This is a genomic window from Pseudomonas sp. 14P5.3.2 (assembly GCF_057799175.1).
Window position 1 is genome coordinate 58205 of sequence record NZ_JBYOKU010000018.1, and the last position, 23624, is coordinate 81828.

Genomic DNA, 23624 nt, shown 5'->3' on the forward strand with positions numbered 1-23624 from the left:
TCCGAACAAAAATCAATTTTTGAGCAACAACGCGCCTTCGATCGGCACATAACGGCTGGCGGCGCGGATCAGCGAGTTGGCGGTCAGGCCCGGCACACCGTAGGCCACTGCCTGCACGCCGTGCTTGTTGATGATGCGTTCGAGCAGCATGTCGAAGTCGCCGTCACCGGAGGCCAGGACGATTTCGTCGACATGGTCGGCGGCGTCCATGATGTCGAGGGTGATGCCCACGTCCCAGTCGCCCTTGGCCGAGCCATCACTGCGCTGGATGTAGGGTTTGAGTTTCACGGTGAAACCGAGGTTGCGCAGGATCTGCTGGAACTGCTGCTGCTTGCTGTCGCCACGGTCGATCGCATAGGCATAGGCCTCGACGATCTGCCCGTCCTTGCTGATGTCAGCCCACAATGCGGCGTAGTTGAAATGGCAACCATAGGCCTGACGCACGGTGTAGTAGAGGTTCTGCACATCGGCGAACACTGCGATTTTTTTCACCGGAATTCCTGTGAGCGCGCGAGCGCACGAAGCGGAATCAGGCACCAGGCCCGAAAAAGGCGCTCAGTATGCCAGTAAAAAGCAGTGTGGCGAGGGAGCTTGCTCCCGCCGGACTGCGCAGCAGGCCCTTCTTTTTAAAAGAAAGGGCCGCTGCGCGCCCCAGCGGGAGCAAGCTCCCTCGCCACAGAAACGGTGTTGCCTGGTGCCTGACCGTTAGTCAGACGAACGAATCGTCGTCATCAAAGAACGACGAGTTGTCATCGCTGTAGTCGGTGTCAGTGAATCCGCCCTGGTCATTGCCAGAGAAACCGTTATCGGCCACACGCTGATCATTGCCCCAGTCGTTACCGCTCTGGTCGGCCACCTGCGCCGGCTCTTCCTTGATCACTTCAACGATTTCTTCGGGCTGCTGGTTGTGATGGAACAGACTGCTGATGCCCTGCGCCAGCATCACGCCACCGGCCACGCCAGCGGCGGTTTTCAGGGCGCCGCCGAGGAAGCTGCTGCCTGCAGCCGGTGCTGCTTGCTGCGGGGCATAGTTAGGCGCAGGCGCCCCCCAGTTCTGTTGTGCCGGCGGCGCACCAAAATTCTGTTGTGGCGCCGGTTCACGCCAGCCGCCGGTGGAAGCCGGAGCGCTCGGGGCAGGTGCCGGGCGCGAGCTGCCGCCGCCGAAGATGCTCGACAGGAAACCACCGCCGCCGCTGGGCGCCGGGGCCGCGCTCTGGGACTTGGCCGCTTGCAGTTCAGCCTGCAATTGCTGGACTTGCTGGGTCAGCTGCTTGTTCTGTTCGTCGAGGCTCTTGATCGCTGCCTCTTGCACCAGAATCGCCTGGGTCATGAAATAACCTGCCGCCGGCTGGCGGGTCAGGTGTTCCTTGATCCGCGCCTCGGCCTGGGCGTCGCGCGGGGCTGCCTCCGTTTCGGCCTGTTGCAGCCGGGAAAACAGTCCATCGATCAGGGTTTGCTCTTCGCTGTTCATGGCGACCTCGTAGATTGCCGGGGATAACGTTGCCCGTGTCCACTGTGGACATGGCGCACCTCTGTAATGGAGGCAGTGACAGGATGTTTCAACGACCTTTACCGAATGTTTACGTTTGTGTCGGCCCGCCCATCATCGGTTAAAGTGAGCCACTGTTTTCGACCTGCGATACCGACTGATGAATGCCTTCGATGTACTGCGCGACTCGCTGTATTTTTTCAAACGCCATCTGGCCAGCATCGTGCAGTTGTGTCTGCCGCTGGTGATCTTCGAGGCCGCGCTGCAGCAAGTAGTGGATCACGCCACCGACCCCGACAGTTTCTCCGCCGCCAGCGTGGTCGTCGGCCTGCTGGTGTATCCGCTGTACACCGCTGCGCTGATCCTGTTCCTCGACGCCCGCACCCGTGGCGAAGCCCCGCGCACTCTCGACCTGCTGGCGATGTCCGCCCGCCTCTGGCCGCGCTTCGCCCTGCTCACGGCGCTCAATACGTTGCTGATCCTGCTGGGACTGTCGCTGTATTTCCTGCCGGGCCTGATGCTGATGGTGATGCTCGCGTTCGGTGAATACCTGCTGGTGTTGCGCGGCATGGGGCCGTTGCAGGCGATGAAGGAAAGCCTGCGCCTGACGCGCGGGCATTTCTGGCGCATCCTGCTGTGCATTCTGTGTGTGATGGGACCGTTGTGGCTGCTCAAGGGCGCGACGCTGGCGGTGTACCCCGATCCACAGAATCCGCTGATCGCGGTCATGATCGACAGCGCACACAGCTTCCTGCAACTGTTCACCAGTGTGGTGCTGTTCCGCCTGTTCATGCTGATCAGCGAATTGCCTGACAAACGTAACGGCGCGGTCTGACCTCGTGGCCCTTGGGCCAAGCGTTCACCGTCAGGTATGCTCGGAGCCATCTTTGTAACGCGATAAGCCGAGCCATGCCCCGTCTACTGCGCTACACCCTGTTGCTGATTGTGCTCGCCATCGTCCTGATCGGCGGGCTGATCTACAGCCTGACATGGCGCCCCGGCGCCCGCGAAACCCTGCCGGTCAGCTGCATCGGTACGCCGCCGACCCTGGTGCCCGGACAAGCCCTGAAAGTCATGACCTGGAACGTGCAGTACCTGGCGGGCAAGCGCTACGTGTTCTGGAACGATCTGGCCCACGGCGACGACGAGTCGCCAACCCTGGAAGACATGGCTTTCAGCCTCGACGAAGTGGCGCGGGTGATCCGCGACGAGCAGCCCGACGTGGTTCTGTTGCAGGAACTGGATGACGGCGCCAAGGCCAGCGATTACCAGAATCAGCTCAAGCTGCTGCAAGAACGGGTCACCGACCTTTACCCATGCAGCGCCCACGCCTTCGACTGGAAGGCCGATTTTGTCCCCGACCCGCACATCTTCGGCAGCGTCGGCCGGCAACTGGCGACCCTGAGCCGTTATCGCATCGAACATGCCGAACGCCTGCAATTGCCGGTACCCCCGGCGAATTTCATCTCGCGCCAGTTCGAACCCAAGGACGCCCTCCTCGCCACCAAACTGCCGCTGAGCGACGGCGGGCAACTGACGGTGTTCAACACCCATCTGGATCGCGCCAGCCAACCGGACGACACCTTGCGGGCGCAAGTGACGGCGGTGGCCAAAGTGCTCGACACGTACGAAAGCCAGGGCCTGCCATGGCTGATCGGCGGTGACTTCAATCTGCTGCCGCTGGGCCAGTACCAACGCCTGCCCGATGAACAGCGCAAGCCCTACTCCGTGGACAGCGCGCTGCATCTGTTATGGGACAAGTACCCGATGATCCCGACCAACAACGAAGCCAGCGGCATCGACCGCGCCCACTGGCTGACCCATTACCCCAACGACCCCGGCCTCGATGGCCCGGATCGCACAGTCGATTACCTGTTCTACAGCCCGAAGATCAAACGGATCGAGGCGATGGTGCGCCAGGACGATACGCTGCGCATCTCCGATCATTTGCCGGTGATTGCGCGGTTCCTGCTGCCCGCCACCCCCTGATCACCAATTGCCCCCTGTAGGAGCTGTCGAGTGAAACGAGGCTGCGATCTGTTGATCTTCAAAAACAAGATCAAAAGATCGCAGCCTTCGGCAGCTCCTACAGGGGTTCATGTGATCAATGCACTTCCTCGAGGTCGTCATGCAGCAGCCCGAAGATCTCCCGCTTCATGTCGATAAACGCGCGCTCCATGACCATGTCCAGTGAGCGCGGGCGCTCGATCGGCACGTCGAGGATTTGCTTGATCCGCCCCGGCTTCGCGCCCATCACATAGACCCGATCGCCGAGCAGAATCGCCTCGTCGATATCGTGGGTGACGAACAGCACGGTCTTTTTGCTGTTGCCCCAGACCCGCAGCAACAGCTGTTGCATCTGCAAACGGGTCTGGCTGTCGAGTGCGCCGAACGGTTCGTCCATCAGCAGGATCTGCGGATCATTGGCCAGCGCCCGGGCAATCGCCACGCGCTGCATCATCCCGCCCGACAGTTGCTTGGCGTAGCTGTCGGCGAAGCCACTGAGGCCGACCTCATTGACGTAATAATCGACAATCTCCTTGCGCCGCGCCGCCGGCATGCCGCGCCGCTTGAGGCCGAACTCGACGTTCTGCCGCACGGTCAGCCACGGAAACAGCGTGTAGCTCTGGAACACCATGCCGCGATCGGCACCAGGGCCTTGCACTTGCTGACCGCCGACGTAGATCTCGCCAGAAGTCGGCTCGGCGAGGCCGGCGGTCAGGTACAACAAACTTGATTTGCCGCAACCCGACGGCCCGACCAGCACCGCGAACTGCTGATCCGGCACCTCGAACGACACCTGTTCCAGCGCAGTGAACGTACCGCCATCGGGCTTTTTGTAGCGCAGGCTGACCTTGTCCACTTGCAGGCGCGGGGCGGCTTGCGGCGCGGCAGCACGCGGTTCGATGAAACGATGATTGGCGGCGGTTACTGAGCCCATGCGGCAACCCTCAAGCGGAGAAAGCGGAACAGTTGATCGGTGACCAGACCCAGCAGACCGATGATCGCGATGGCGAGGAAAATCACGTCGACCTGAAAACCGCGCATGGCTTTCAGACTCAAGTAACCGAGGCCACTCGACGCCGCGACCAGTTCAGCCACCACCAGATAGGTCCAGGCCCAGCCCATGGTCACGCGCAAGGTGTCGAGCACGCCGGGCACCGAGGCCGGGGCGATCACATGCAGCACCGCATCGCGGCGATTGGAGCCGAGGGTGTAAGAGGCGTTGATCAGGTCCTTGGAAATCGCTTTGGAGACGTCAGCGATCATCACCAGTTGCTGGAAGAACACGCCGAAGATGATCACCGACACGCGCTGCTCCAGACCGATGCCGATCCACAAAATGAACAGCGGCACGAACGAGGTCACCGGCAGGTAGCGAATGAAGTTCACCAGCGGTTCGAGGAATGCCTGGACGATGCGAAAGCTGCCCATTAACAACCCCAGCGGCACCGCCACCAGCGACGACACAATGAAGCCGACCATCACCACTTCGACACTGGCCCACACATGCGTGCCGAGGGTGCCGTCGCGGCTCAGGCGCACCGCCGCTTCGAGCACCGCGCCGGGCGTTGGCAGGAACATCCCCGGGACGATGCCGCCGTAGGACAACCCGGCCCACAGGCCGATCAACAACACCCAGGCCAGACCGCTGGCGCTCCACACCACTGGCACCGGCAATCCGGTCTTGGGCGTCAGGCAGCGGCTCAGCCATGATTTGCGCTTGAACATGCGGACCTCCTAGAGCGGGCTGACGAAACGGTTGTCGACCAGCTCGTCGTGGCTGACGTTGTAGGGCTTGCCTTGCAGTTCACTGGCGGTCTCGTTGGCGAGTTTGATCAACGCGGCGCTGTCACCCGGTTTGCCCGGCGAGCCGAGAAGTTTTTCGCTCATGGCCTGATCGTAGAAACGCACACCTTTGGCGGCAGCGGCCAGTTCCTTCGGATCAGAAAGATAACCGCCGACGCCTTTGGCCATGATCGCGTAGGCCTCGTCCGGGTGTTCCTGGGTGTACTTGACCGCCTTGTACAAACCGGCGACCAGCGCCTTGACGTCCTGCGGCTGTTTTTCGATGACGCTGCAATTGAGCGCCACCACATCGACGATCACACCCGGCGTGCTGCTGCTGTCGATCAGCACCTTGCCCTGCTGCTTGTCGCGGACCATCGACAGGTGCGGCTCCCAGGTCACGGCGGCTGGCACGCGACCGGCGATGAACGCGGTGGCGGCATCGTCGGCCGTCATGTTCTGCACGGTGATGTCGCTCATTTTCATGCCATTCTTTTTCAGCAGGTACGACAGCCAGAACTGCGACGTCGAACCTTCGTTGACGGCCACCGCCTGGCCCTTGAGCTCTTGCAACGACTTCACGTCCTTGCCGACCAGCACGCCGTCACCACCATGGCTGTCATCCAGCGCCGCCACAGCCTTGAAGCAGAACTGCGGACGGTACTTGAGCACTTCGTCGATGGTCGAGGCCGAGCCGGACAGTTGCCCGGAGGCCTGGGCGGCCATGTACATCGAAGCTTCCTCAACCACCGGCAATTCGACAGTCAGACCGTTTTCCTTGAAGTAGCCCAGGTCCTGAGCCAGGTACAGCGTGCCGTAGCCGACCCAGGTGGTATGGCCGATGGACAGGGTGCCGGCCTGGGCGCCAGTCGCGACCGTGGCGGCCAGGGCGGTGATTGCCAGAGGATGGGTGAGACGGATACACAAGGACTTGATCATGGAGCACTCCCGACGCTGTTGATTTAGTTTTGTCATGGGCAGTACGGCCGGCCCCGATGAGGTGAATTCACGCTGCGGTCTCTGCTGGACTCTGGCGGGAAACACTGGGCTGGCAAGATCGATGGTGGCCCATGTGCGGGCTGAGGAAAATCAGGAAATTGTTGGCTGCAAATGATGAAAAAACTGCTTAAGACGCACCGTAAAAGCGCGACCTGAGCGGAGATGGTGCACAGCTTTGAAAGCAAAAGATCGCAGCCTTCGGCAGCTCCTACACAGAGCAACACTGGCCCATGTAGGAGCTGCCGAAGGCTACGATCTTTGCTTTTGAATCAACCGCAATCAGCGCAACTGAAACCAGGTGGTTTTCAACTGGGTGTATTTGTCGAACGAATGCAGCGACAGGTCACGGCCGAATCCCGATTGCTTGCCACCGCCGAACGGCACTGTCACGTCGAGGGCATCGACAGTGTTGACCGATACCGTACCCGCCCGCAGTCGTCGCGCCACGCGGTGCGCGCGATGCAGATCATCGGTCCACAGCGACGCCGCCAGCCCATATACACTGTCGTTGGCCAGGCGCACCGCCTCGTCTTCACCATCGAACGGCACCACCGCCAGCACCGGGCCGAACACCTCTTCGCGAAACAGCGCCATGTCGGCATTCACGCCGGTAAAAATCGTCGGTTCGATGAAGTTGTCCGAGCCGTTCAAGCGCCGCTGCCGACCACCACACACAAGACTCGCACCCGCCTGCTCGGCACCGCGAATGGCGCGCATGATGCTCGCCGTCTGCCGCTGATCGACGATCGCCCCGGCACGACTCTGCGGGTCGAGCGGATCCCCCGGCAACCAGAGTTCGGCCTGGGCTTTCAGGCGCTCGACAAACTCATCATGAATCGAACGCTCGACCAGCAACCGCGAGTTCGCCGAGCACACTTCGCCCTGGTTGAAGAAGATCCCGAACGCAGCTTTTTCCGCCGCCAGATCCAGATCCTTGCAATCGGCAAACACCAGATTGGCACTCTTGCCGCCGCACTCCAGCCACACCTGTTTGAGGTTGGATTGCGCCGAGTACTGCATGAAATACTTGCCGACCTGAGTTGAGCCGGTGAACACCAGGCAATCGACATCCGGGTGCAGGCCCAAGGCTTTGCCGGTCTGCTCACCCAGCCCCGGCAACACGTTGAGCACGCCCGGCGGCAGGCCCGCTTCCAGCGCCAGCTCGGCCAGACGCAACGCGGAAAACGGTGATTGCTCGGCCGGCTTGAGGATCACTGAGTTACCCGCCGCCAGTGCCGGCGCGAGCTTCCACGCGGCCATGTCCAACGGAAAATTCCACGGCACCACCGCCGCCACCACGCCCAGCGCTTCACGGGTGATGGTCGCCAGCACATTGACGGCGCCGGGGGCGATCTGGTCGTAGAGTTTGTCGATACTTTCGGCGTACCAGCGAAACACCCCGGCGGCGCCCGGCACATCAATGTTGTAAGCGTCCATCACCGGTTTGCCCATGTTCAGCGAATCGAGCAGGGCCAGCTCTTCGCGATGCTCCATCAGCAGGTCGGCCAGACGCAGTAGCACCTGCTTGCGCTCGGCGGGCGGGCGTTGTGCCCAGGTGCCGGCCTCGAACACTTGTCGCGCATTAGCCACCGCCGCGTCGACATCGTCCTCGCCACACGCGGCGACATTGGCCAGCCACTGGCCGGTGGCGGGATTGGCCGCGGCGAAGGTCTGCCCCGATTGCGCGGTGCAGTGCTGGCCATTGATTACGGCTTTATCGGGAAACTTCAAGGCAACGGCCTGGCGCTGCCACTCTGCAAGTTCGAACACGTCGAATGCTCCTTGGACGTTATTGTGCAGTCGATGGTGGCGCAGGCCCGGACGGGCGAAAAATAGTAAAAATGTCTTCGCAGGCAATGAAAAAACTGCTCAATCGGTTTCCCTAAAACCGCTGTGGGTGACTACTGTTCAAGGACAAAAACATCGTCGCGCAGCGGACGCGGCGGCGCACAAATTGCTTGGAAGTCGAGTCCGCTCGTCCTGAGGTTTGCCGTGGCCGCCTACAATTTGCGTCAGCTGAAATACTTCATCACCACCGTCGAATGCGGCAGCGTTGCCGAAGCCTCGCGCAAGCTGTACATCGCGCAACCGGCGATCTCTACGGCGATCAAGGGTCTGGAAGACAGCTTTGCGGTGCAACTGCTGATCCGCCATCACGCTCAGGGCGTTTCCCTGACGCCCAGCGGTGCACGGTTTTTTCGCAAGGCGCAGGAGCTGTTGCGCATGGCCCGGGAGTTCGAGCAGAACGCCCTCGCCGACAACGATATCGTCGCCGGACAGATCGACATCGGCTGCTTCGAAACCGTCGCGCCGCTGTACCTGCCGCAGTTGATTGCCGGATTTTCCGCGCTGTATCCGGGAGTGAAAATCCGCATCCGCGACGGCGAGCAGCAGGAACTGGTGCAAGGCCTGACCTCGGGTACGTTCGATCTGGTGATCCTCTACGAACACGAACTGGATGCCACCATCCAGACCGAACCGCTGATGCCGGCACAACGGCCGTATGCGCTGCTGCCGGCCGATCATCGCTTCGCCGAGTACAAGCAAGTATCGCTGCGCGATCTGTGCCTGGAACCGATGATTCTGCTCGACGTGCAGCCGAGCCGAACCTACTTCGTCAGTCTTTTCGAAGAACTTGGCCTGACCCCGCGCATCGAGTTCAGCTCGCCTTCGATCGAGATGGTGCGCGGCATGGTCGGCCAGGGTTTTGGCTTCTCGGTGCTGGTGACGAAGCCGCACTCGGAGTGCACCTATGACGGCAAGAAAGTAGTGTGCGTCGACATTGTCGAAGATGTCACCGGTTCAGGCCTGGTTGCCGCGTGGCTCAAACGCGGGCAACTGACCAAACCGGCGCAGTTGTTCGCCGATTATTGCCGGGAACAACTGACGGGCAAGGCTGCGATCTTTTGATCTTCAGGTGCCGCGTGGCTTGGCCCGCGCCGTGGCCTCGGCCACCAACGGATCATCCGGCCAGTAATGCTTCGGATAACGCCCCTTCAGATCCTTCTTCACCTCGGCATAGGTGCTGCGCCAGAAGTTGGCCAGATCCTGCGTCACCTGCACCGGCCGGCGCGCCGGGGACAACAGGTGCAGCTTGACCACTTGCCGGCCGCCGGCAATTCGCGGCGTCTCGGCGAGGCCGAACAGCTCTTGCAAACGCACCGCGAGAATCGGTGGCTGTTCGCTGTAATCCAGACGAATCGATGACCCCGACGGCACGCTGATGTGGTGCGGCGCCAGCTCATCAAGCTTCTGCGGCAACGGCCAGGGCAGCAGATTGCGGACGATGCTCGACAGGTCAAGATTGGCGAAATGGCTGAGCCGCGAGACCTTGCCCAGGTAAGGCATTAACCAATGCTCGAGGGTTTTCAGCAACGTTGCGTCGCTGACATCCGGCCACTGACTGTCATCCTGCGTGGCCAGATCCAATTGCCGCAACAGGGCAACCCGCGCCTGCCACTGCCGCAACTCCGGCGTCCACGGCAACAACTCCAGCCCCTTGCGCCGCACCAGATTGACCAGCGCCTGACTGCGCGCCGCTTCGTCGAGACCGGTCAACGGTTCGCGGCTGAGGATCAGTTCGCCGACCTTGCGCTGACGCTCGGCGCGCAGCACGCCTTCGCGCTCGTCCCAGTCCAGTTGATCGACGACGTGCACTTGCTCGGCGAGCACCGAATCGAACAGCGCCGGATCGAAATCCGCCGCCAGGTAAATCCGTTCCTCACGCTGACCCTGACGGCTGCCGAGGTCGGCGATGACAATCCACGCTTCCTTCATCAGGCTGTCGGCTTCGGCAAACAACGCCGCCCGACCATTGGCCAGACGATATTCGGCGCCACCGGCACGCCGCTGCTGGGCAACACGATCCGGGTAGGCCAGCGCCAGCAACGCTCCGAGCCAGCGCGGGTGATCGGGATCGCTGACCGGCGCGCTGGCCTTGCCGCGCAGGTAACCGCGATATTGCCGCGCCAGTTGCCGGGCGCGCTGCACGCCGCCCTGAGCACCACGCGCCGCGCGTTCTTCGCCGGAGAGCAGCACCAGGCGGCTGTGCAGATCGGCACCGGCACCGCGCAAAATATCGCGCTCGCCGAGCAGTGCGGCGACGTCGCACGCCATGTTCGCCAGCCCCAGCGCCTGACCGCGCAGCAACAGATGGGCGATGCGCGGATGCGCCGGCAGTTCGGCCATGGCCTGACCGTGGGAAGTCAACGCCTCGCCTTCAAGTGCGCCCAGGCGCTGCAACAAATCCTGCGCCTGTGCATAGGCCGCTGCCGGCGGCACATCGAGCCACACCAGTTCGCCCGGGGTCACGCCCCAGCGTCCGAGTTGCAGCGCCAGACTCGCCAGATCCGCCGACAGTATTTCCGCACTGCCGTAAGCGGCGAGTTGCTCGTGCTGATCCTGCGACCACAAGCGGTAACACACGCCCGGCTCCAGACGCCCTGCCCGGCCCGCACGCTGGGTGGCACTGGCCCGGGAAATGCGCTGCGTATCGAGGCGGGTCATGCCGCTGCCCGGGTCGAAACGCGGCACCCGCGCCAGCCCGGCGTCGATCACTACGCGCACGCCGTTGATGGTCAGGCTGGTCTCGGCGATGTTGGTCGCCAGCACCACTTTGCGCTGGCCGGTCGGCGCCGGGTCGATGGCAGCGCGCTGGGCATTCAGATCCAGTTCGCCGTGCAACGGGCAGAGCAATACATCTTCACGCTCGCCGATGGCATCGCTCAGTTGCTGATGCACGCGACGGATTTCCGCCTGCCCCGGGAGGAACACCAGCAAGCTGCCGCTTTCATCGTGCAGCGCTTCGATGACGGTCTGGGTCACGCGCTGATCGATGTACTCGCCGGGCTGGAACGGCCGGCCCCAGCGCATCGTCACCGGGTACATGCGCCCTTCGCTGCGCAGGATCGGCGCGTCATCCAGCAACCCGGCCAGACGCTCGCCTTCCAGCGTGGCGGACATCAGCAGAATCTTCAGCGGCTGTTCAGCGCGGAACAGTTCACGACCGTTCAAACTCAAGGCCAAGGCCAGATCGGCGTCGAGACTGCGTTCGTGGAATTCGTCGAAGATCAGCAGACCGACGCCTTCCAGCGCCGGATCATCCTGCAGACGCCGGGTGAGGATGCCTTCGGTGACCACTTCGATACGGGTGTTGGGGCCGACCTTGCTGTCGAGGCGGATGCGATAGCCGACGGTTTCGCCAACCTTCTCGCCCAGTTCGCTGGCCAGACGTTCTGCGGCTGCACGCGCAGCGAGACGGCGCGGTTCGAGCATCAGAATGGTCTGCCCGGCCAGCCACGCTTCATCGAGCAAGGCCAGGGGCACGCGGGTGGTTTTACCGGCGCCGGGCGGTGCTTCGAGCACGGCTTCGTGGCGTGTCGCCAAGGCTTCACGCAGGGCGGGTAAAACTTCATCGATCGGCAAAGAAATCATGCTGGCTCCCCAGGGCATGCCCACAGTAAATTGCGAGTCGCGTTAAAGCTGTGAGCGTGCCAGGCAAGGCGCGGGACGCAGGTAAGGGTCGTTTCCTTGCCAAGTTCCGCAACGCAGCATGGCGCGTTCACAGCTTTAGCCCGGAGGGCCGAACCCCGCCAGGATTCATCAACCTTCACGCGGTGTCGATCTGGAGAAAACAACTTCAATCCTCAACGTATTTCGGTGGGGTGAGACGAGGCCGCAATTTACTGTGGGCGCGCCCTGCCGAGGGCGAGTATAACGGCGAACTGCCGGGCGTTTGTCAGGGTCTTAATTTCAAATGACGACGCTTCGTTTTCAAATGACTCAGGAGATTTTCCATGCGCTTACCTTCTCGCCTGATCGGCGGTGTACTGGTCGCCACCCTGCTCACTCAACTCACGGCCTGCGGTTCGATTTTCTACCCGGATCGTCGTGGCCAGATCGACGGCAAGATCGACCCGGCGATTGCCGTGCTCGACGCAGTGGGCCTGCTGTTCTACGTCATTCCCGGCCTGATCGCTTTCGCGGTCGACTTCACCACTGGCGCGATCTATTTCGAACCGGGCCACACCGCTCAGGTCGATCCGGCCAAGCTCAAACAGGCGGTCGGCCCGGACGGTCAGGTCGATAACCTCAAGTTGCAGGCTATTCTCGAAACTGAACTGGGCCGCAACCTGCCACTGGACGATCCGCGCCTGATCCAGCACAAGGGCAGCACGCAACAACTGGCGATGTTTGGCCTGCAACCCGCCGCATAAGGAAATCACATGACCACCAGCCCCGAACATGCCCGCCTGCTGCGGCTGGCAACCCGCGCTTCGGTGGCGGTGGCTTGCACGCTGATCATCGCCAAAGCCATCGCCTGGTGGCTGAGCGGTTCGGTGAGCATGCTCGCCGGCCTCACCGACTCGGCGCTGGATGGCGTCACCTCGCTGCTCAATCTGCTGGCGGTGCATTACGCACTGCGCCCGGCCGATGACGATCACCGTTACGGCCACGGCAAGGCCGAATCGCTGGCGGGCATGGCGCAGGCGCTGTTCATCGGTGGCAGTGCGGTGCTGATTGCGTTTCAGGCGTATGAGCGCATTCAGCAACCGGAGCCACTGGGCGCGCCGTGGCTGAGCATCGGCGTGATCGTATTCTCACTGCTGCTGACCGCGGCGTTGCTGACGCTGCAACATCGAGTAATCAAGCAGACCGGCTCCAACGCCGTGCGCGCCGACTCGCTGCACTACCGGTCGGACATGCTGCTCAACGGCAGCATTCTGATCGCGCTGATCCTCGCCGGCATGGGCTTTCATCAACTCGATGCGTGGTTCGGCCTGGGGATTGCCGGGTACATTTTGTGGAGTGCGATCCAGATCGCCCGAGAAAGCTTTTCGGTGCTGATGGATGAAGAGCTGCCAACCGATGTCAGTCAGCACATGCTCGAACTGGCCTGCGGCGTACCCGGTGTGTTGGGCGCGCATGACTTGCGCACACGGATCTCGGGTAACCACTGGTTTGTGCAATTGCATCTGGAATTGCCGGGAGAGCTGACCTTGTCAGTCGCCCACGGCATCAGCGATCAGGCGGCCGATGCGATTCACGCCGCCTACCCGCGGGCCGAAGTGCTGGTGCACGCCGACCCGCAGGAAGTGGTCAAGACCGAACGGGCACAAACCCGGATTCAGTAAGACACCTGATAACCGCGACTGCTCAGGCAATTACCCTGGGCCTGACGGTACGCCTGCACCACTTCAGGCGCCGGCTGATACGTCGCGGTGCGCGGATCGAAACCGCTCTGCTGCACGGCGTATTGGTAGCACTGATAACCGTCCTGCTGCACCTGCTCCGGCGACTGGCCGTTGGCCGGATAAGCCTGCACGTCATACCCCTGGCTTTGTGGTTGAGGTGACGGCGGCTGAACCGGCGGCTCGACCACCACGTAATCCTGGGTCGACTCCTCATACGCATAGTACGAACCGGCAGCGAGGAACAGCAGCGCACCGCCGATCCACACTTCACGGGCGTAGTCCGGCAGATAGTGGGTACGAATGCCCCGTGGCGGCTGCACGACGATGTAGCGTGGGCCTTGCGGGCGATACCAGTAGCCACCGGAATAGAAGTAGTCTTGGCCGCGATACGGCACGCGGTATTCGCGATCCGGGAAGCGGTCGATCACATGCCCCGGGCGGTATTGCGGGCCGGGGCCCCAACCGTTGCCATGCCCGTCCGGGCGACCCGGCCAGCGATTATCGTTGGGCCGATTGTTGCCGGCCTGCCAGTGCTGGTTGTTGTAGCCGTTTTGCGGACGCTCGTCGCGGTAGTAACCCTGGCGCGGCTCCTGAGTCTGGCGCACGGCGTCGGGCCGTGGCTGGATCGGCAGGTTGTTGGCCGGTGGCGGTGGCGTCTGATGAACCGGAGCAGGCGAGTTCGGCGCACGGTTCTGGTTCTGCCACTGGCCATTGTTGTGCTGCTGGCCGTTGTGCTCGAACTGGCGGCTGTTGTCGCCACGAATGATTTCGTTGTTCTGCGGCCGCGGCTGGTTTTGCGGCGGCGGATTGTTCTGCCCGTGCGGCGGATTGTTGCCACCATGGCCTTGATTGTTGCCCTGATGCTCCGGACCACGCCCGTCATTCTCGGGACCACGGTTCTGCGGCTCATCGGCAAGCGCTTGCGCACTGACACTCACACATAGCAAACCAACACTGGCCAGACGCCAGATGCGCGACTTCATGCTTTTCCTCACTGCGGGCTAGGCCTGTAATTGAGTGGACCTGTAGCTAAGACCGGGAAACCACAGTCCGGGTTCTGCGACAGGTTATCAGTCACGCAACTTATTTATTGAGGCCGGCATTCTCCGTGGCGGGCAAATCGCAGGCAAGAAAAAAGGGAGACCCGTCGGCCTCCCTTTAGAGAACTTCGTCCTGGCTCGACGCTTTTGACGTCGGCTCACCTCACGCCGTCTTCTGGACAGTGTGCAGCTCGGGGGCCGGCACATCCCCGGTGGGGGTGGTGGCCGCGGCGGGCCTGATTGGGCGGGCCGCAGTGGACTGTGTTACCGAGCAGTGATTCTGGTGATAAGAATAGGCCGCGAGGCGCGACAGAGGATTGCGAAGATTGCTCAAATAAACACCGCTTGCGCAATTTTTAACCCTGGATAGATAATCCGCCGCAATAGTTACAACCAAGGACAGATTCATGAGCAAACTCGACCGTTATGACCTGAGCATTTTGGCGGAATTGCAGCGCGACGCCCGCATCTCCAACCAGGAACTGGCCGAGCGCATCGGTCTGTCGCCCTCCCCCTGCTCGCGCCGGGTCAAGCAACTGGAAGACGACGGCTACATCTCGCGCCAGGTCGCCCTGCTCGATCGCAAGATGCTCGGCCTGAGCCTGACCGCCTACGTGCTGATCGGCATGGACCGGCACACACCGGAGCGTTTCGAGAACTTCGAAGCGGCGATCCGCACCCTGCCGCAGGTGCTGGAATGCAGCCTGGTGACCGGCGTGGATGCCGACTATCAGTTGAAAGTGGTGGTGCCGGACATGGATCATTATCAGAAGCTGCTGCTGGGGCATCTGACCCGGATTGAAGGCGTAACCAGCGTGCGTTCGAGTTTTGTGTTGAATCAGGTGCTCAATAGCACTGAATTGCCGCTGACGCATCTGCGCAGCTAATCAAAAGCCCCTCACCCCAGCCCTCTCCCGGAGGGAGAGGGGGCCGACCGAGGCGTCTGGCATCATCCATCGACCTGAACCTTCGAGTCGATTATGGATTCACAGACGCAAGATCAGGTCGGTGTAACTCGTGAGCATCGCACGGTCAGTCCCCTCTACCTCTGGGAGAGGGCCAGGGTGAGGGCCAGGCTTCGGATCAGACCCAGATCAATGCCACCCAACGAACCTTGGCATATAATCGCCGCGCCCTTTTAGCCGCGCGCATGCCGGAGAACTCTAATGGATCCTGCAGTATTCGAAGAGTGGATGATGACTGGCCTGGTCAGCATCCTGATCATTTTCATGGGTTTCATCGTCTGGGATCTGGCGAAGAAGTCCAAGGCCGGGCGTTTCGGCTCGTTCATCCTGTTCTTCGTCCTGGGCCTGGGCGTGGCCGCATTCATCATCAAGAGTGTGGTGATCGGCCTGATCGAATCCGGCGCTCTATAGACGCGCCGGCACTTCTTTCCACTGACCCTGATCGAGCCCTTCGAGCGTCCAGTCGCCAATCCGCACCCGCACCAGCCGCAACGTCGGCAACCCCACCGCGGCGGTCATCCGCCGTACCTGACGGTTGCGCCCTTCACGAATCACCAGCTCCAGCCAACTGGTCGGCACCGTCATGCGAAAGCGCACCGGCGGATTGCGCGGCCACAGTTCAGGTTCCTCCAGTTGTCGCGCCTCGGCAGGCAAAGTCATGCCGTCATTCAGCTCGACACCTTCGCGCAGACGCTGCAACTGCTCGCCTGTCGGCACGCCTTCGACCTGCACCCAGTAAGTCTTCGCCAGTTTGTGTTTCGGATCAGCGATGCGCGCCTGCAACTGGCCGTCATTAGTCAGCAACAACAAGCCTTCGCTGTCGCGATCAAGGCGTCCGGCCGGATAGATACCGGGCACGTCAATGTAATCCTTGAGCGTCGCCCGCCCGCCTTCGTCGCTGAACTGCGTCAGCACATCGAACGGTTTGTTGAACAGGATCAGCTTCGGCTCGGCCGGCGGCGCCTTGGCGACACGACGTGGAGCTGAGGAGGATGGCTTCGCACCGGGACGGCGGGAAGGAGGACGCGGTGGACGGGACATGGGCAAAACAACATCTGGCGATCTGGGCTGACAATGCTAGTGCCCCGACCGCCAAATGACCACGACTAACCGTTAACGGAACGGCGGCTCGTCGAAGCTGCGCAGTTTGCGCGAGTGCAGCGAGTTGAGTTCGGTGCGCAGCAGATCCACCGCCTCGATGCCGATCTTCAAGTGCTGGCTGACCGCACGCTCGTAGAACGCGTTGGCCGAGCCCGGCAGCTTGATTTCACTGTGCAGCGGTTTGTCCGAAACGCACAGCAGCGTGCCGTATGGCACCCGCAGGCGATAACCCTGGGCGGCGATGGTGCCGCTTTCCATGTCCACCGCCACGGCGCGGGACAGGTTGATCAGCGGACGTTCCTGCGCCCAGCGCAGCTCCCAGTTGCGGTCGTCGTAAGTCAACACGGTGCCGGTGCGCAGGCGTTTTTTCAGCTCTTCGCCCTTCTCGCCGGTGATATTGGCCGCGGCTTGTTGCAGCGCCAGCTGCACTTCGGCGAGTGCCGGGATCGGAATGTTCGGCGGCACCACACGGTCGAGAATCCCGTCGCGACGCATGTAGGCGTGAGCCAGCACGTAGTCGCCGATGGTCTGCGACTGCCGCAGACCGCCACAGTGGCCGATCATCAGCCAGCAATGCGGACGCAGCACCGCCAGGTGATCGGTGATGTTCTTGGCGTTGGACGGGCCGACACCGATGTTGACCAGGGTCACACCGTGGCCGTCATTGGCGATCAGGTGATAGGCCGGCATCTGGTAGCGGTGCCAGACCACGCCAGCGGCAATCGCCGACGCTTCGCCGTGATCCATGCCCTTCTCGATGATCACGTTGCCCGGCAGCACCATGCGCACGAAACGCGGGTCGTTGCGCAGTTGTTCCAGGCCATGAACGATGAACTGGTCGACGTAGCGGTGGTAGTTGGTCAGCAGGATCCACGGCTGCACATGACGCCAGTCGCTGCCGGTGTAGTGCACCAGGCGACGCAGGGAGAAGTCGACGCGCGCGGCATCGAACAGCGCCAGTGGCAGCGGATCGGTGTTTTCCCAATCGTAGAGACCGTCGGCGATGCCATCGGTGGCGGCGGACAGGTCGGTACTCGGGAACACCCGCGCCAGCACCGCAGCGGTAACGCCGGAGCCGGCCAGTTCATCGCCCTGCTCGACCACGTACGGATACGGAATGTTCTGCTGGCTGACGCCGACTTCCACGGTCACGGTGAAGTCGTGCATCAACGGCACCAGCTGTTCCAGCAGGTATTTGCGGAACGCCTTCGGATGGGTGACGGTGACGCTGTAGGTGCCCGGCAGTTGCACCTTGGCGTAGGCGCGGGTGGTCTGCGGCACTTCGCCCTGACACAGGTAGGTCAGACGCAGTTCGGGGTAACGAAACAGAGCACGCTGTTCGGCGTCGGGCTCGACGCGATCCTTGAGATACCGCTTGAGCGCCGAGTTCAGCGCAGTGGTGGCCCGCTCATGCAGCTCGGCCAGACGATCCACGGCTTGTTCGGCGGTTTGAACGACAATAAACGCTTCGGTCACGATCAGCTTCCTGTGTTCTGACTTGCAGAGCTTCATCTTGCCTGCAACATCGCGTCACGGGAACAGTGGCGTTGTGGCTATACCCAAATCTCCCTATCAATGGAGATCCCCCTGTGGGAGCGGGCTTGCTCGCGAATGCGCAGTGTCAGTCGACCTATCCATTGACTGACCCAACGCATTCGCGAGCAAGCCCGCTCCCACAAGGGGATTTGTGTTGGGTCAGAAACCCTGCGGGGTTGAGCGGGCGACGATGGCTTCGACGTCCAGCCCACGCGGCAGTGCACCGTAGACCCGGCCGCCACCGCTCAAACGGCTGGCAATAAACGCATCACTCACTGCTGAGTTTCCGGCCTCCAGCAACAGCTTGGCCTGCAGCCCCAGCGCAATGTCCTCGGTCAACTGCCGCGCCCGATACTGAATGTCGCTGGTGTCCTTGAACTGTGCCTGCAACAGCTGGATATGCGCGGCCAAGCGCTTATCGCCATGGCCATCGCCCAATTCGCTGAACAACACATCGAGCACACCCGGTTCTTTCGACAGCGCACGCAATACGTCCAGGCACTGCACATTGCCCGAGCCTTCCCACGTCGAGTTGACCGGCGCTTCGCGATACAGGCGCGGCAGAATGCTCTCCTCGACATACCCCGCGCCACCCATGCATTCGGCAGCTTCATTGATCATTCCGGGGGCGCGTTTGCAGATCCAGTATTTGCCCACCGCCGTCACCAGCCGGGCGAATTGCGCTTCATGGCGATCATCCAGATGATCCAGCGCCTTGCCCATGCGCAGGCTCAGGGCCAGTGCGGCCTCGCTTTCCAGCGCCAGATCGGCCAGCACGTTCTGCATCAACGGTTGCTCGCTGAGCAATTTGCCACCGACCTTGCGGTGCGCGCAGTGGTGGCTGGCCTGGGTCAGCGCCTGACGCATCAAGGCGCTGGAGCCGACCATGCAATCGAAACGGGTCATCGCCACCATCTCGATGATGGTCGGTACGCCGCGCCCCTCTTCGCCGACCATCCACGCCAGCGCGCCGCGAAACTCGACTTCACTGGAGGCGTTGGACTGGTTGCCGAGTTTGTTTTTCAGGCGCTGGATGTAGAACTGATTGCGCGTGTCGTCCGGGCGATGGCGCGGCAGCAGGAAGCAGGTCAGGCCCTTGTCGGTCTGCGCCAGCGTCAGGAACGCATCACACATCGGCGCCGAGCAGAACCACTTGTGCCCGAGCAGTTCATAGGCTTGGCCCGGACCACTGGCACCCACCGGATAGGCCTTGGTGGTGTTGGCGCGCACATCGGTGCCGCCCTGTTTTTCGGTCATCGCCATGCCGATGGTCACGCCGGCCTTGTGCGCCATGCCGATGTTGCGCGGGTCATATTCGGTGGCGAGGATCTTCGGCAGCCACTGTTCGGCCAGATCCGGCTGCAAGCGCATGGCCGGGACGCTGGCGAAGGTCATGGTCAACGGGCAACCGCTGCCCGCCTCGGCCTGGCTGTGCAAATAGCTCATGGACGCGCGGGCGACATGCGCGCCGTCCTGCGGATGAGCCCATGGCAACGACGTCAGGCCATGTTCGATCGCGGTGCGCATCAGCTCGTGATAAGCGGGATGGAATTCCACCAGATCGATGCGATGACCGTAGCGGTCATGGCTGACGAATACCGGTTTGTTCTGATTGGCGAGGAACCCGGCTTCCATCAGCGGCCCACCGGCCAGAGCGCCATAGGTGTCGATCCGCGACTCGGCCCAACCGGCACCAAAACGGCGCGACCACTCCTGCAATGGCAGGTCGATGCGGTACAGGTTGGCGCCATCCAGCGACGGTGGCTGGTTGGTGACTTCGTGGGTTTCGGCGAACTGATGCAGGTTCATGGCGGGGCTCCTTTGGTCAGCCAAGGAATCCAGTTAAGCACCGGTCCGCCGCTGATCAAAGTGTCATATGCGCCGAACTTCCGGCGCTTTCACCCTATTACGCGCTGAGCACCCGACGCTCCAGCGCCGTTTGCAGGTCTTCGAATTTCACCGGTTTGTTCAGGTAATCGATGCGCGTGCCCGGTGCGCAGTGCTCGCGATCCGTGCCCAGGGCCAGCATGAACACCGGCAGATTGGCGCAGCCGGGCAACCCATGAATCTGGCAGCACAACGAGGCCCCTTCGTGGCTGGGCAACTGGCAATCGATCAGCACCGCATCGAAGGCCTCGCGCTGCAGATAATCCAGCGCCGCCGCGCCGTTGTCCGCCGTGCGTACGCGGAACCCCAGTTTGAGCAGCATGCCGCGCATCACCAGTTGGTTGACGCTGTTGTCATCCACCAGCAACACCGTGCAGTCCTGCGGCGCACGGCTGCGCTCGTGCAGCGCGTCCGCGGTGGGTGCCGCTTCGACTTCCGGCAGCTCGAACTCGACATCCAGTTGAAAACGGCTGCCGCTGCCAGGTTGGGAGCGGTGCGTGAGCTTGCCGCCGAGCAGTTCCACCAGTTGCCGACAGATCGCCAGCCCCACGCCCAGCCCACCGTATTCGCGGGTCATCGAGCCATCGAGCTGGAAGAAGCGCTGGTACATCGTCGCCTCGCCCAGATCGGTGAAACCGATGCCGGTGTCGATCACCGCAAACGACAGTGCCAAGCGATTGCCCGCCGACGGTTTGCCGGTCACTCGCAGCGCCAGACCGCCGACCCGGGTGAACTTGATCGCGTTATCCAGCAGGCACTCCAGGCACTGCGCCAGTTTAGCGCTATCGCCGTGCAAGCGATCCGGCAGGGTCGGCAGCACCTCGACCTTGAAGTCCAGCGACTTGCTGGCCGCGTTGCCATCGAACTGCACGCGCAAGGCCTCGACCACCGCGCGCAGGCTGAAGCTGCCCGGCGTCGCCTTGAGCTTGCCGGCCTGCAGTTCGGTGAGGGTGAGGATGCCGTTGACCATGCGCATCATGTCCCGGGCGGAACCGGCGGCGGTTTGCTGGTATTGCTCCAGTTCAGGTTCCAGCTCGACGGTCTGCATCAGTTCCAGCGAACCGATCACGCCGTTCATCGGCGTGCGCAATTCGTGGGTCAGCGTCGCGAGGAATTCATCCTTGAGCTTGTTGCTATGGGCCAACTGCTGGTTGAGTACTTCGAGTTTCTGCCCGGCATCGAACAGAGTCTGCGCCTGTTGCTCGCGCATGGCGTTGATGCGGTCGGCCAGCGCCAGCGACAGCAGCGCCACTTCGATCGCCGAGCCGATCTGGCTGGCGTACATGGTCAGGAACACGTTCGGCAGCAGGCCGAGCACCATCAGCGTATTGACGATGCCGCCGAGCAGGAATGCCGACCAGGCAATGATGAAATAACGCGCCACCCGCAAGCCGCGCCACCAGGCGAGAATCCCGGCGGCGAAGATCACCACGGTGAACACCAGCGCCAAGAGGGTCGCCAGGCGCAGCGACAAGGCGTAACTGGTCATCAGCGACAGCCCGACCACCAGCGCGCCGAATGCGATCAGGGCGATCAGCAAGCGGTCGAGCCAGCGGCTGTGGGTTCTTGTCTGCAGGAAACTGCGGGCGAACTGGCTGCCGAACAGGCCGGCGCAGCCGATGAAAAACGGTGTGGAGGCGTTGGTCCACCACGGATTGTCCGGCCAGAAATACTCGACCGCCGCGCCGTTCACCGACAGTTGATAAAGGCCGAACGAGGCAATGTAGAAGATGTAATAGAGGTAACTGGTGTCGCGCACGCTCAGGTAGATGAACAGGTTGTAGACCAGCATCCCCAGCAGCACGCCATAAATGATCCCCAGCACATACAGGCGCACCGGTTGATCCTCGAGGTACGCGGTGCTCGACCATAACGTCACCGGTGCCTGGATCGAGCCTTCGCTGGCCAGGCGCAGGTACACGGTACGTTGTTGCTCCGGCTTGAACTCAAGGTCGAACAGGTAGTTGTTCTGGCGAATCTCGCGACTGGCGAACGGCAAGGCGTCGCCGGTTTGCCGGATCAGTCGGTAGTTGCCATTGGCATCGGCCATATAAAGGTCGAGGTGATCGAGCGGCGGATACGCCAGTTCCAGCAGCCAGGTGCGCTGGGCGGCCGGGTTGTTCGGACGGTAATGCAGGTCGATCTTCAGCCAGAACGCCGAGCGCGAGTAACCGGCATTGAGCGTGGCTTTATCGTGAGGTTTGAAATTGCCCGCCGCCGCTTGAGCGCGGACGTCGGCGATGCTCGCCTGACCGCTTGGGTCCTCGAACACTTGCAATGAGCGGCCCAGGGGAAGGCTCTGGGTATTTTCGTCGAACTCGACGGCGCTTGCGAAGAGGGGCAAGCAGAACAGCAACATCAGCAAATAGCGCATTGAAGCCCCAGCGTGGCTCGTCCGGTTGTGTCAGGAAGCCCCCCATTCCCTTTGAGTAGACGTAAAACCGGTATTACCTGTTATTGGTTTGGATCCAGACTAGCATAGCCGTTGATGGCCATTGAGCACCATCGAAATTTTTCCTACAAAGGCTCTAGAACGGGCGTTTCAGAGCAAAGCAGCGAGCTAGAGCTGTTGAGTTGGTCAGCTCAATCATTGCGATCCGCTTTTGTGGCGAGGGAGCTTGCTCCCGCTCGGCTGCGCAGCAGTCGTAAAACCTGTAAATGCGCGGTGCCTGAATAAATGCAGGGGGCTGCTTCGCAACCCAGCGGGAGCAAGCTCCCTCGCCACAATGGTAGCTGCAGTGTTGTCCGACAATCTGCTCGCAAACACCATCAGGACTGAACCCCAAAATCAGGTTTGGTGGTAAGCTCGCGCACCATGAATATCTACAGCTCCCGCCCCGTTGTCCTCTGTCTCTCCGGCCACGACCCCAGTGGTGGCGCCGGCTTGCAGGCAGATATCGAAGCCCTGCTCGCGCAGGGTTGCCATGCGGCTCCGGCCGTCACCGCCCTGACCGTGCAAGACACCGTCAACGTCACTGACTTCCGCGTCCTCGACCGTGAGTGGGTACTGGCCCAGGCCAATGCCGTGCTCAACGACTCCGAAGTCGCTGCGGTCAAACTGGGCATGCTCGGTTCGCTGGAAATGGTCGACACCGTGGTCGAACTGCTTTCGGCGCACCCGCACCTGCCGGTGGTCTGCGACCCGGTGCTGCGTGCTGGCGGCGGCGGACGCCTGGGCAAGGACGAAGTCGGTTATGCGATGCGCGAGCGTCTGCTGCCGCTGTCGATCATTGCCACCCCCAACCTTCCCGAAGCGCGGATTCTCGCCGAATTGCCCGAAGGCACGGCGGACGAGTGCGCGGAAAAACTCTTGCCGTTCGTCAAAAACCTGCTGATCACCGGCGGCCATGGCGACGAAACTGAAATCCACAATCGCCTGTACAGCCGTGACGGCCTGCGTGAAACCTTCTATTGCCAGCGTTTGCCGGGCAGTTATCACGGTTCCGGCTGCACATTGGCCAGCGCCCTCGCCGGTCGGCTGGCCCAGGGTGAAAACCTTGCCAGCGCCGTGCGTACTGCACTGGATTACACCTGGCGCACCCTGCGCGACGCCGAACAACTGGGCAAAGGCCAGTTCGTGCCACGTCGCCTGCCGCTGGATTTTTGCTCGTAACGTCGTGAGGTC

20 protein-coding genes are annotated in these 23624 nt (G+C 62.0%); 8 read left to right on the forward strand and 12 right to left on the reverse strand.

Going from position 1 to position 23624, the window contains the following annotated elements:
* Positions 1 to 12: 12 nt before the first annotated feature.
* Both AC27VU_RS16345 and AC27VU_RS16350 read right to left on the reverse strand, forming a co-directional pair.
* On the reverse strand, positions 13 to 492 hold the full coding sequence (locus AC27VU_RS16345) for a LabA-like NYN domain-containing protein (RefSeq protein ID WP_003228475.1): 480 nt from the start codon (positions 490 to 492) through the stop codon (positions 13 to 15).
* 217 nt (positions 493 to 709) lie between these two features.
* On the reverse strand, positions 710 to 1471 hold the full coding sequence (locus AC27VU_RS16350) for a DUF2076 domain-containing protein (RefSeq protein WP_488724452.1): 762 nt from the start codon (positions 1469 to 1471) through the stop codon (positions 710 to 712).
* A 178-nt stretch (positions 1472 to 1649) separates the two neighbouring features.
* Here AC27VU_RS16350 and AC27VU_RS16355 point away from each other — a divergent pair, with 178 nt between their 5' ends.
* Both AC27VU_RS16355 and AC27VU_RS16360 read left to right on the forward strand, forming a co-directional pair.
* A complete protein-coding gene (locus AC27VU_RS16355; RefSeq protein ID WP_045122649.1) occupies positions 1650 to 2324 on the forward strand; it encodes a YciC family protein in 675 nt (224 codons plus the stop codon).
* Positions 2325 to 2398: 74 nt separating this feature from the next.
* Positions 2399 to 3478 (forward strand): endonuclease/exonuclease/phosphatase family protein, encoded by a 1080-nt coding sequence (locus AC27VU_RS16360; protein WP_488724453.1) that lies wholly within the window; start codon positions 2399 to 2401, stop codon positions 3476 to 3478.
* Positions 3479 to 3593: 115 nt separating this feature from the next.
* On the opposite strand, the gene AC27VU_RS16365 is transcribed toward AC27VU_RS16360, so the two are convergent.
* The 4 genes from AC27VU_RS16365 to AC27VU_RS16380 all read right to left on the reverse strand — a co-directional run bounded on the left by AC27VU_RS16365 (position 3594) and on the right by AC27VU_RS16380 (position 8047).
* Positions 3594 to 4430, reverse strand: a complete 837-nt coding sequence (locus AC27VU_RS16365) for an ABC transporter ATP-binding protein (RefSeq protein ID WP_488724454.1) — start codon at positions 4428 to 4430, stop codon at positions 3594 to 3596.
* Positions 4418 to 5221: an ABC transporter permease gene (locus AC27VU_RS16370; protein ID WP_103486197.1), complete on the reverse strand. Its 804-nt coding sequence runs from the start codon at positions 5219 to 5221 to the stop codon at positions 4418 to 4420. Before AC27VU_RS16370 ends, AC27VU_RS16365 begins: the two co-directional genes overlap by 13 nt.
* A gap of 9 nt (positions 5222 to 5230) precedes the next feature.
* A complete protein-coding gene (locus AC27VU_RS16375; protein ID WP_103486196.1) occupies positions 5231 to 6217 on the reverse strand; it encodes an ABC transporter substrate-binding protein in 987 nt (328 codons plus the stop codon).
* Between the two features lie 339 nt (positions 6218 to 6556).
* A complete protein-coding gene (locus AC27VU_RS16380; RefSeq protein ID WP_488724455.1) occupies positions 6557 to 8047 on the reverse strand; it encodes an aldehyde dehydrogenase in 1491 nt (496 codons plus the stop codon).
* A 222-nt stretch (positions 8048 to 8269) separates the two neighbouring features.
* On the opposite strand from AC27VU_RS16380, the gene AC27VU_RS16385 reads away from it, so the two are divergent.
* Complete coding sequence (locus AC27VU_RS16385) at positions 8270 to 9187, forward strand: LysR family transcriptional regulator (protein WP_488724456.1); 918 nt, start codon at positions 8270 to 8272, stop codon at positions 9185 to 9187.
* A 3-nt stretch (positions 9188 to 9190) separates the two neighbouring features.
* Here the strand turns inward: AC27VU_RS16385 and hrpB are convergent, their stop codons facing one another.
* Positions 9191 to 11710, reverse strand: a complete 2520-nt coding sequence (hrpB, locus tag AC27VU_RS16390; RefSeq protein WP_488724457.1) for an ATP-dependent helicase HrpB — start codon at positions 11708 to 11710, stop codon at positions 9191 to 9193.
* Between the two features lie 362 nt (positions 11711 to 12072).
* Here hrpB and AC27VU_RS16395 point away from each other — a divergent pair, with 362 nt between their 5' ends.
* Entirely contained in the window at positions 12073 to 12492 is a 420-nt protein-coding gene (locus AC27VU_RS16395) for a hypothetical protein (protein ID WP_003228492.1), read from the forward strand.
* A 9-nt stretch (positions 12493 to 12501) separates the two neighbouring features.
* Entirely contained in the window at positions 12502 to 13410 is a 909-nt protein-coding gene (locus tag AC27VU_RS16400; protein WP_003228494.1) for a cation diffusion facilitator family transporter, read from the forward strand.
* On the opposite strand, the gene AC27VU_RS16405 is transcribed toward AC27VU_RS16400, so the two are convergent.
* Positions 13404 to 14453, reverse strand: a complete 1050-nt coding sequence (locus tag AC27VU_RS16405; RefSeq protein ID WP_488724458.1) for a DUF6515 family protein — start codon at positions 14451 to 14453, stop codon at positions 13404 to 13406. The genes AC27VU_RS16400 and AC27VU_RS16405 overlap by 7 nt on opposite strands.
* A 464-nt stretch (positions 14454 to 14917) precedes the next feature.
* Here AC27VU_RS16405 and AC27VU_RS16410 point away from each other — a divergent pair, with 464 nt between their 5' ends.
* A complete protein-coding gene (locus AC27VU_RS16410; RefSeq protein WP_007909658.1) occupies positions 14918 to 15397 on the forward strand; it encodes an Lrp/AsnC family transcriptional regulator in 480 nt (159 codons plus the stop codon).
* Between the two features lie 279 nt (positions 15398 to 15676).
* On the forward strand, positions 15677 to 15886 hold the full coding sequence (locus tag AC27VU_RS16415) for a DUF2788 domain-containing protein (protein ID WP_003228500.1): 210 nt from the start codon (positions 15677 to 15679) through the stop codon (positions 15884 to 15886).
* On the opposite strand, the gene AC27VU_RS16420 is transcribed toward AC27VU_RS16415, so the two are convergent.
* From AC27VU_RS16420 to AC27VU_RS16435, 4 genes are all read right to left on the reverse strand, one after another.
* On the reverse strand, positions 15881 to 16516 hold the full coding sequence (locus AC27VU_RS16420) for a pseudouridine synthase (RefSeq protein ID WP_134787398.1): 636 nt from the start codon (positions 16514 to 16516) through the stop codon (positions 15881 to 15883). The genes AC27VU_RS16415 and AC27VU_RS16420 overlap by 6 nt on opposite strands.
* 72 nt (positions 16517 to 16588) lie before the next feature.
* A complete protein-coding gene (amn, locus tag AC27VU_RS16425; RefSeq protein ID WP_177434769.1) occupies positions 16589 to 18088 on the reverse strand; it encodes an AMP nucleosidase in 1500 nt (499 codons plus the stop codon).
* 183 nt (positions 18089 to 18271) lie between these two features.
* The gene (locus tag AC27VU_RS16430) at positions 18272 to 19921 is read right to left on the reverse strand and encodes an acyl-CoA dehydrogenase family protein (protein WP_488724459.1); all 1650 of its coding nucleotides are present in this window, start codon (positions 19919 to 19921) and stop codon (positions 18272 to 18274) included.
* 97 nt (positions 19922 to 20018) lie between these two features.
* A complete protein-coding gene (locus tag AC27VU_RS16435) occupies positions 20019 to 22373 on the reverse strand; it encodes a 7TM diverse intracellular signaling domain-containing protein (RefSeq protein WP_488724460.1) in 2355 nt (784 codons plus the stop codon).
* 441 nt (positions 22374 to 22814) lie between these two features.
* Between AC27VU_RS16435 and AC27VU_RS16440 the strand changes: the two genes are divergently transcribed.
* Positions 22815 to 23612: a hydroxymethylpyrimidine/phosphomethylpyrimidine kinase gene (locus AC27VU_RS16440; protein WP_007960553.1), complete on the forward strand. Its 798-nt coding sequence runs from the start codon at positions 22815 to 22817 to the stop codon at positions 23610 to 23612.
* Positions 23613 to 23624 lie beyond the last annotated feature (12 nt).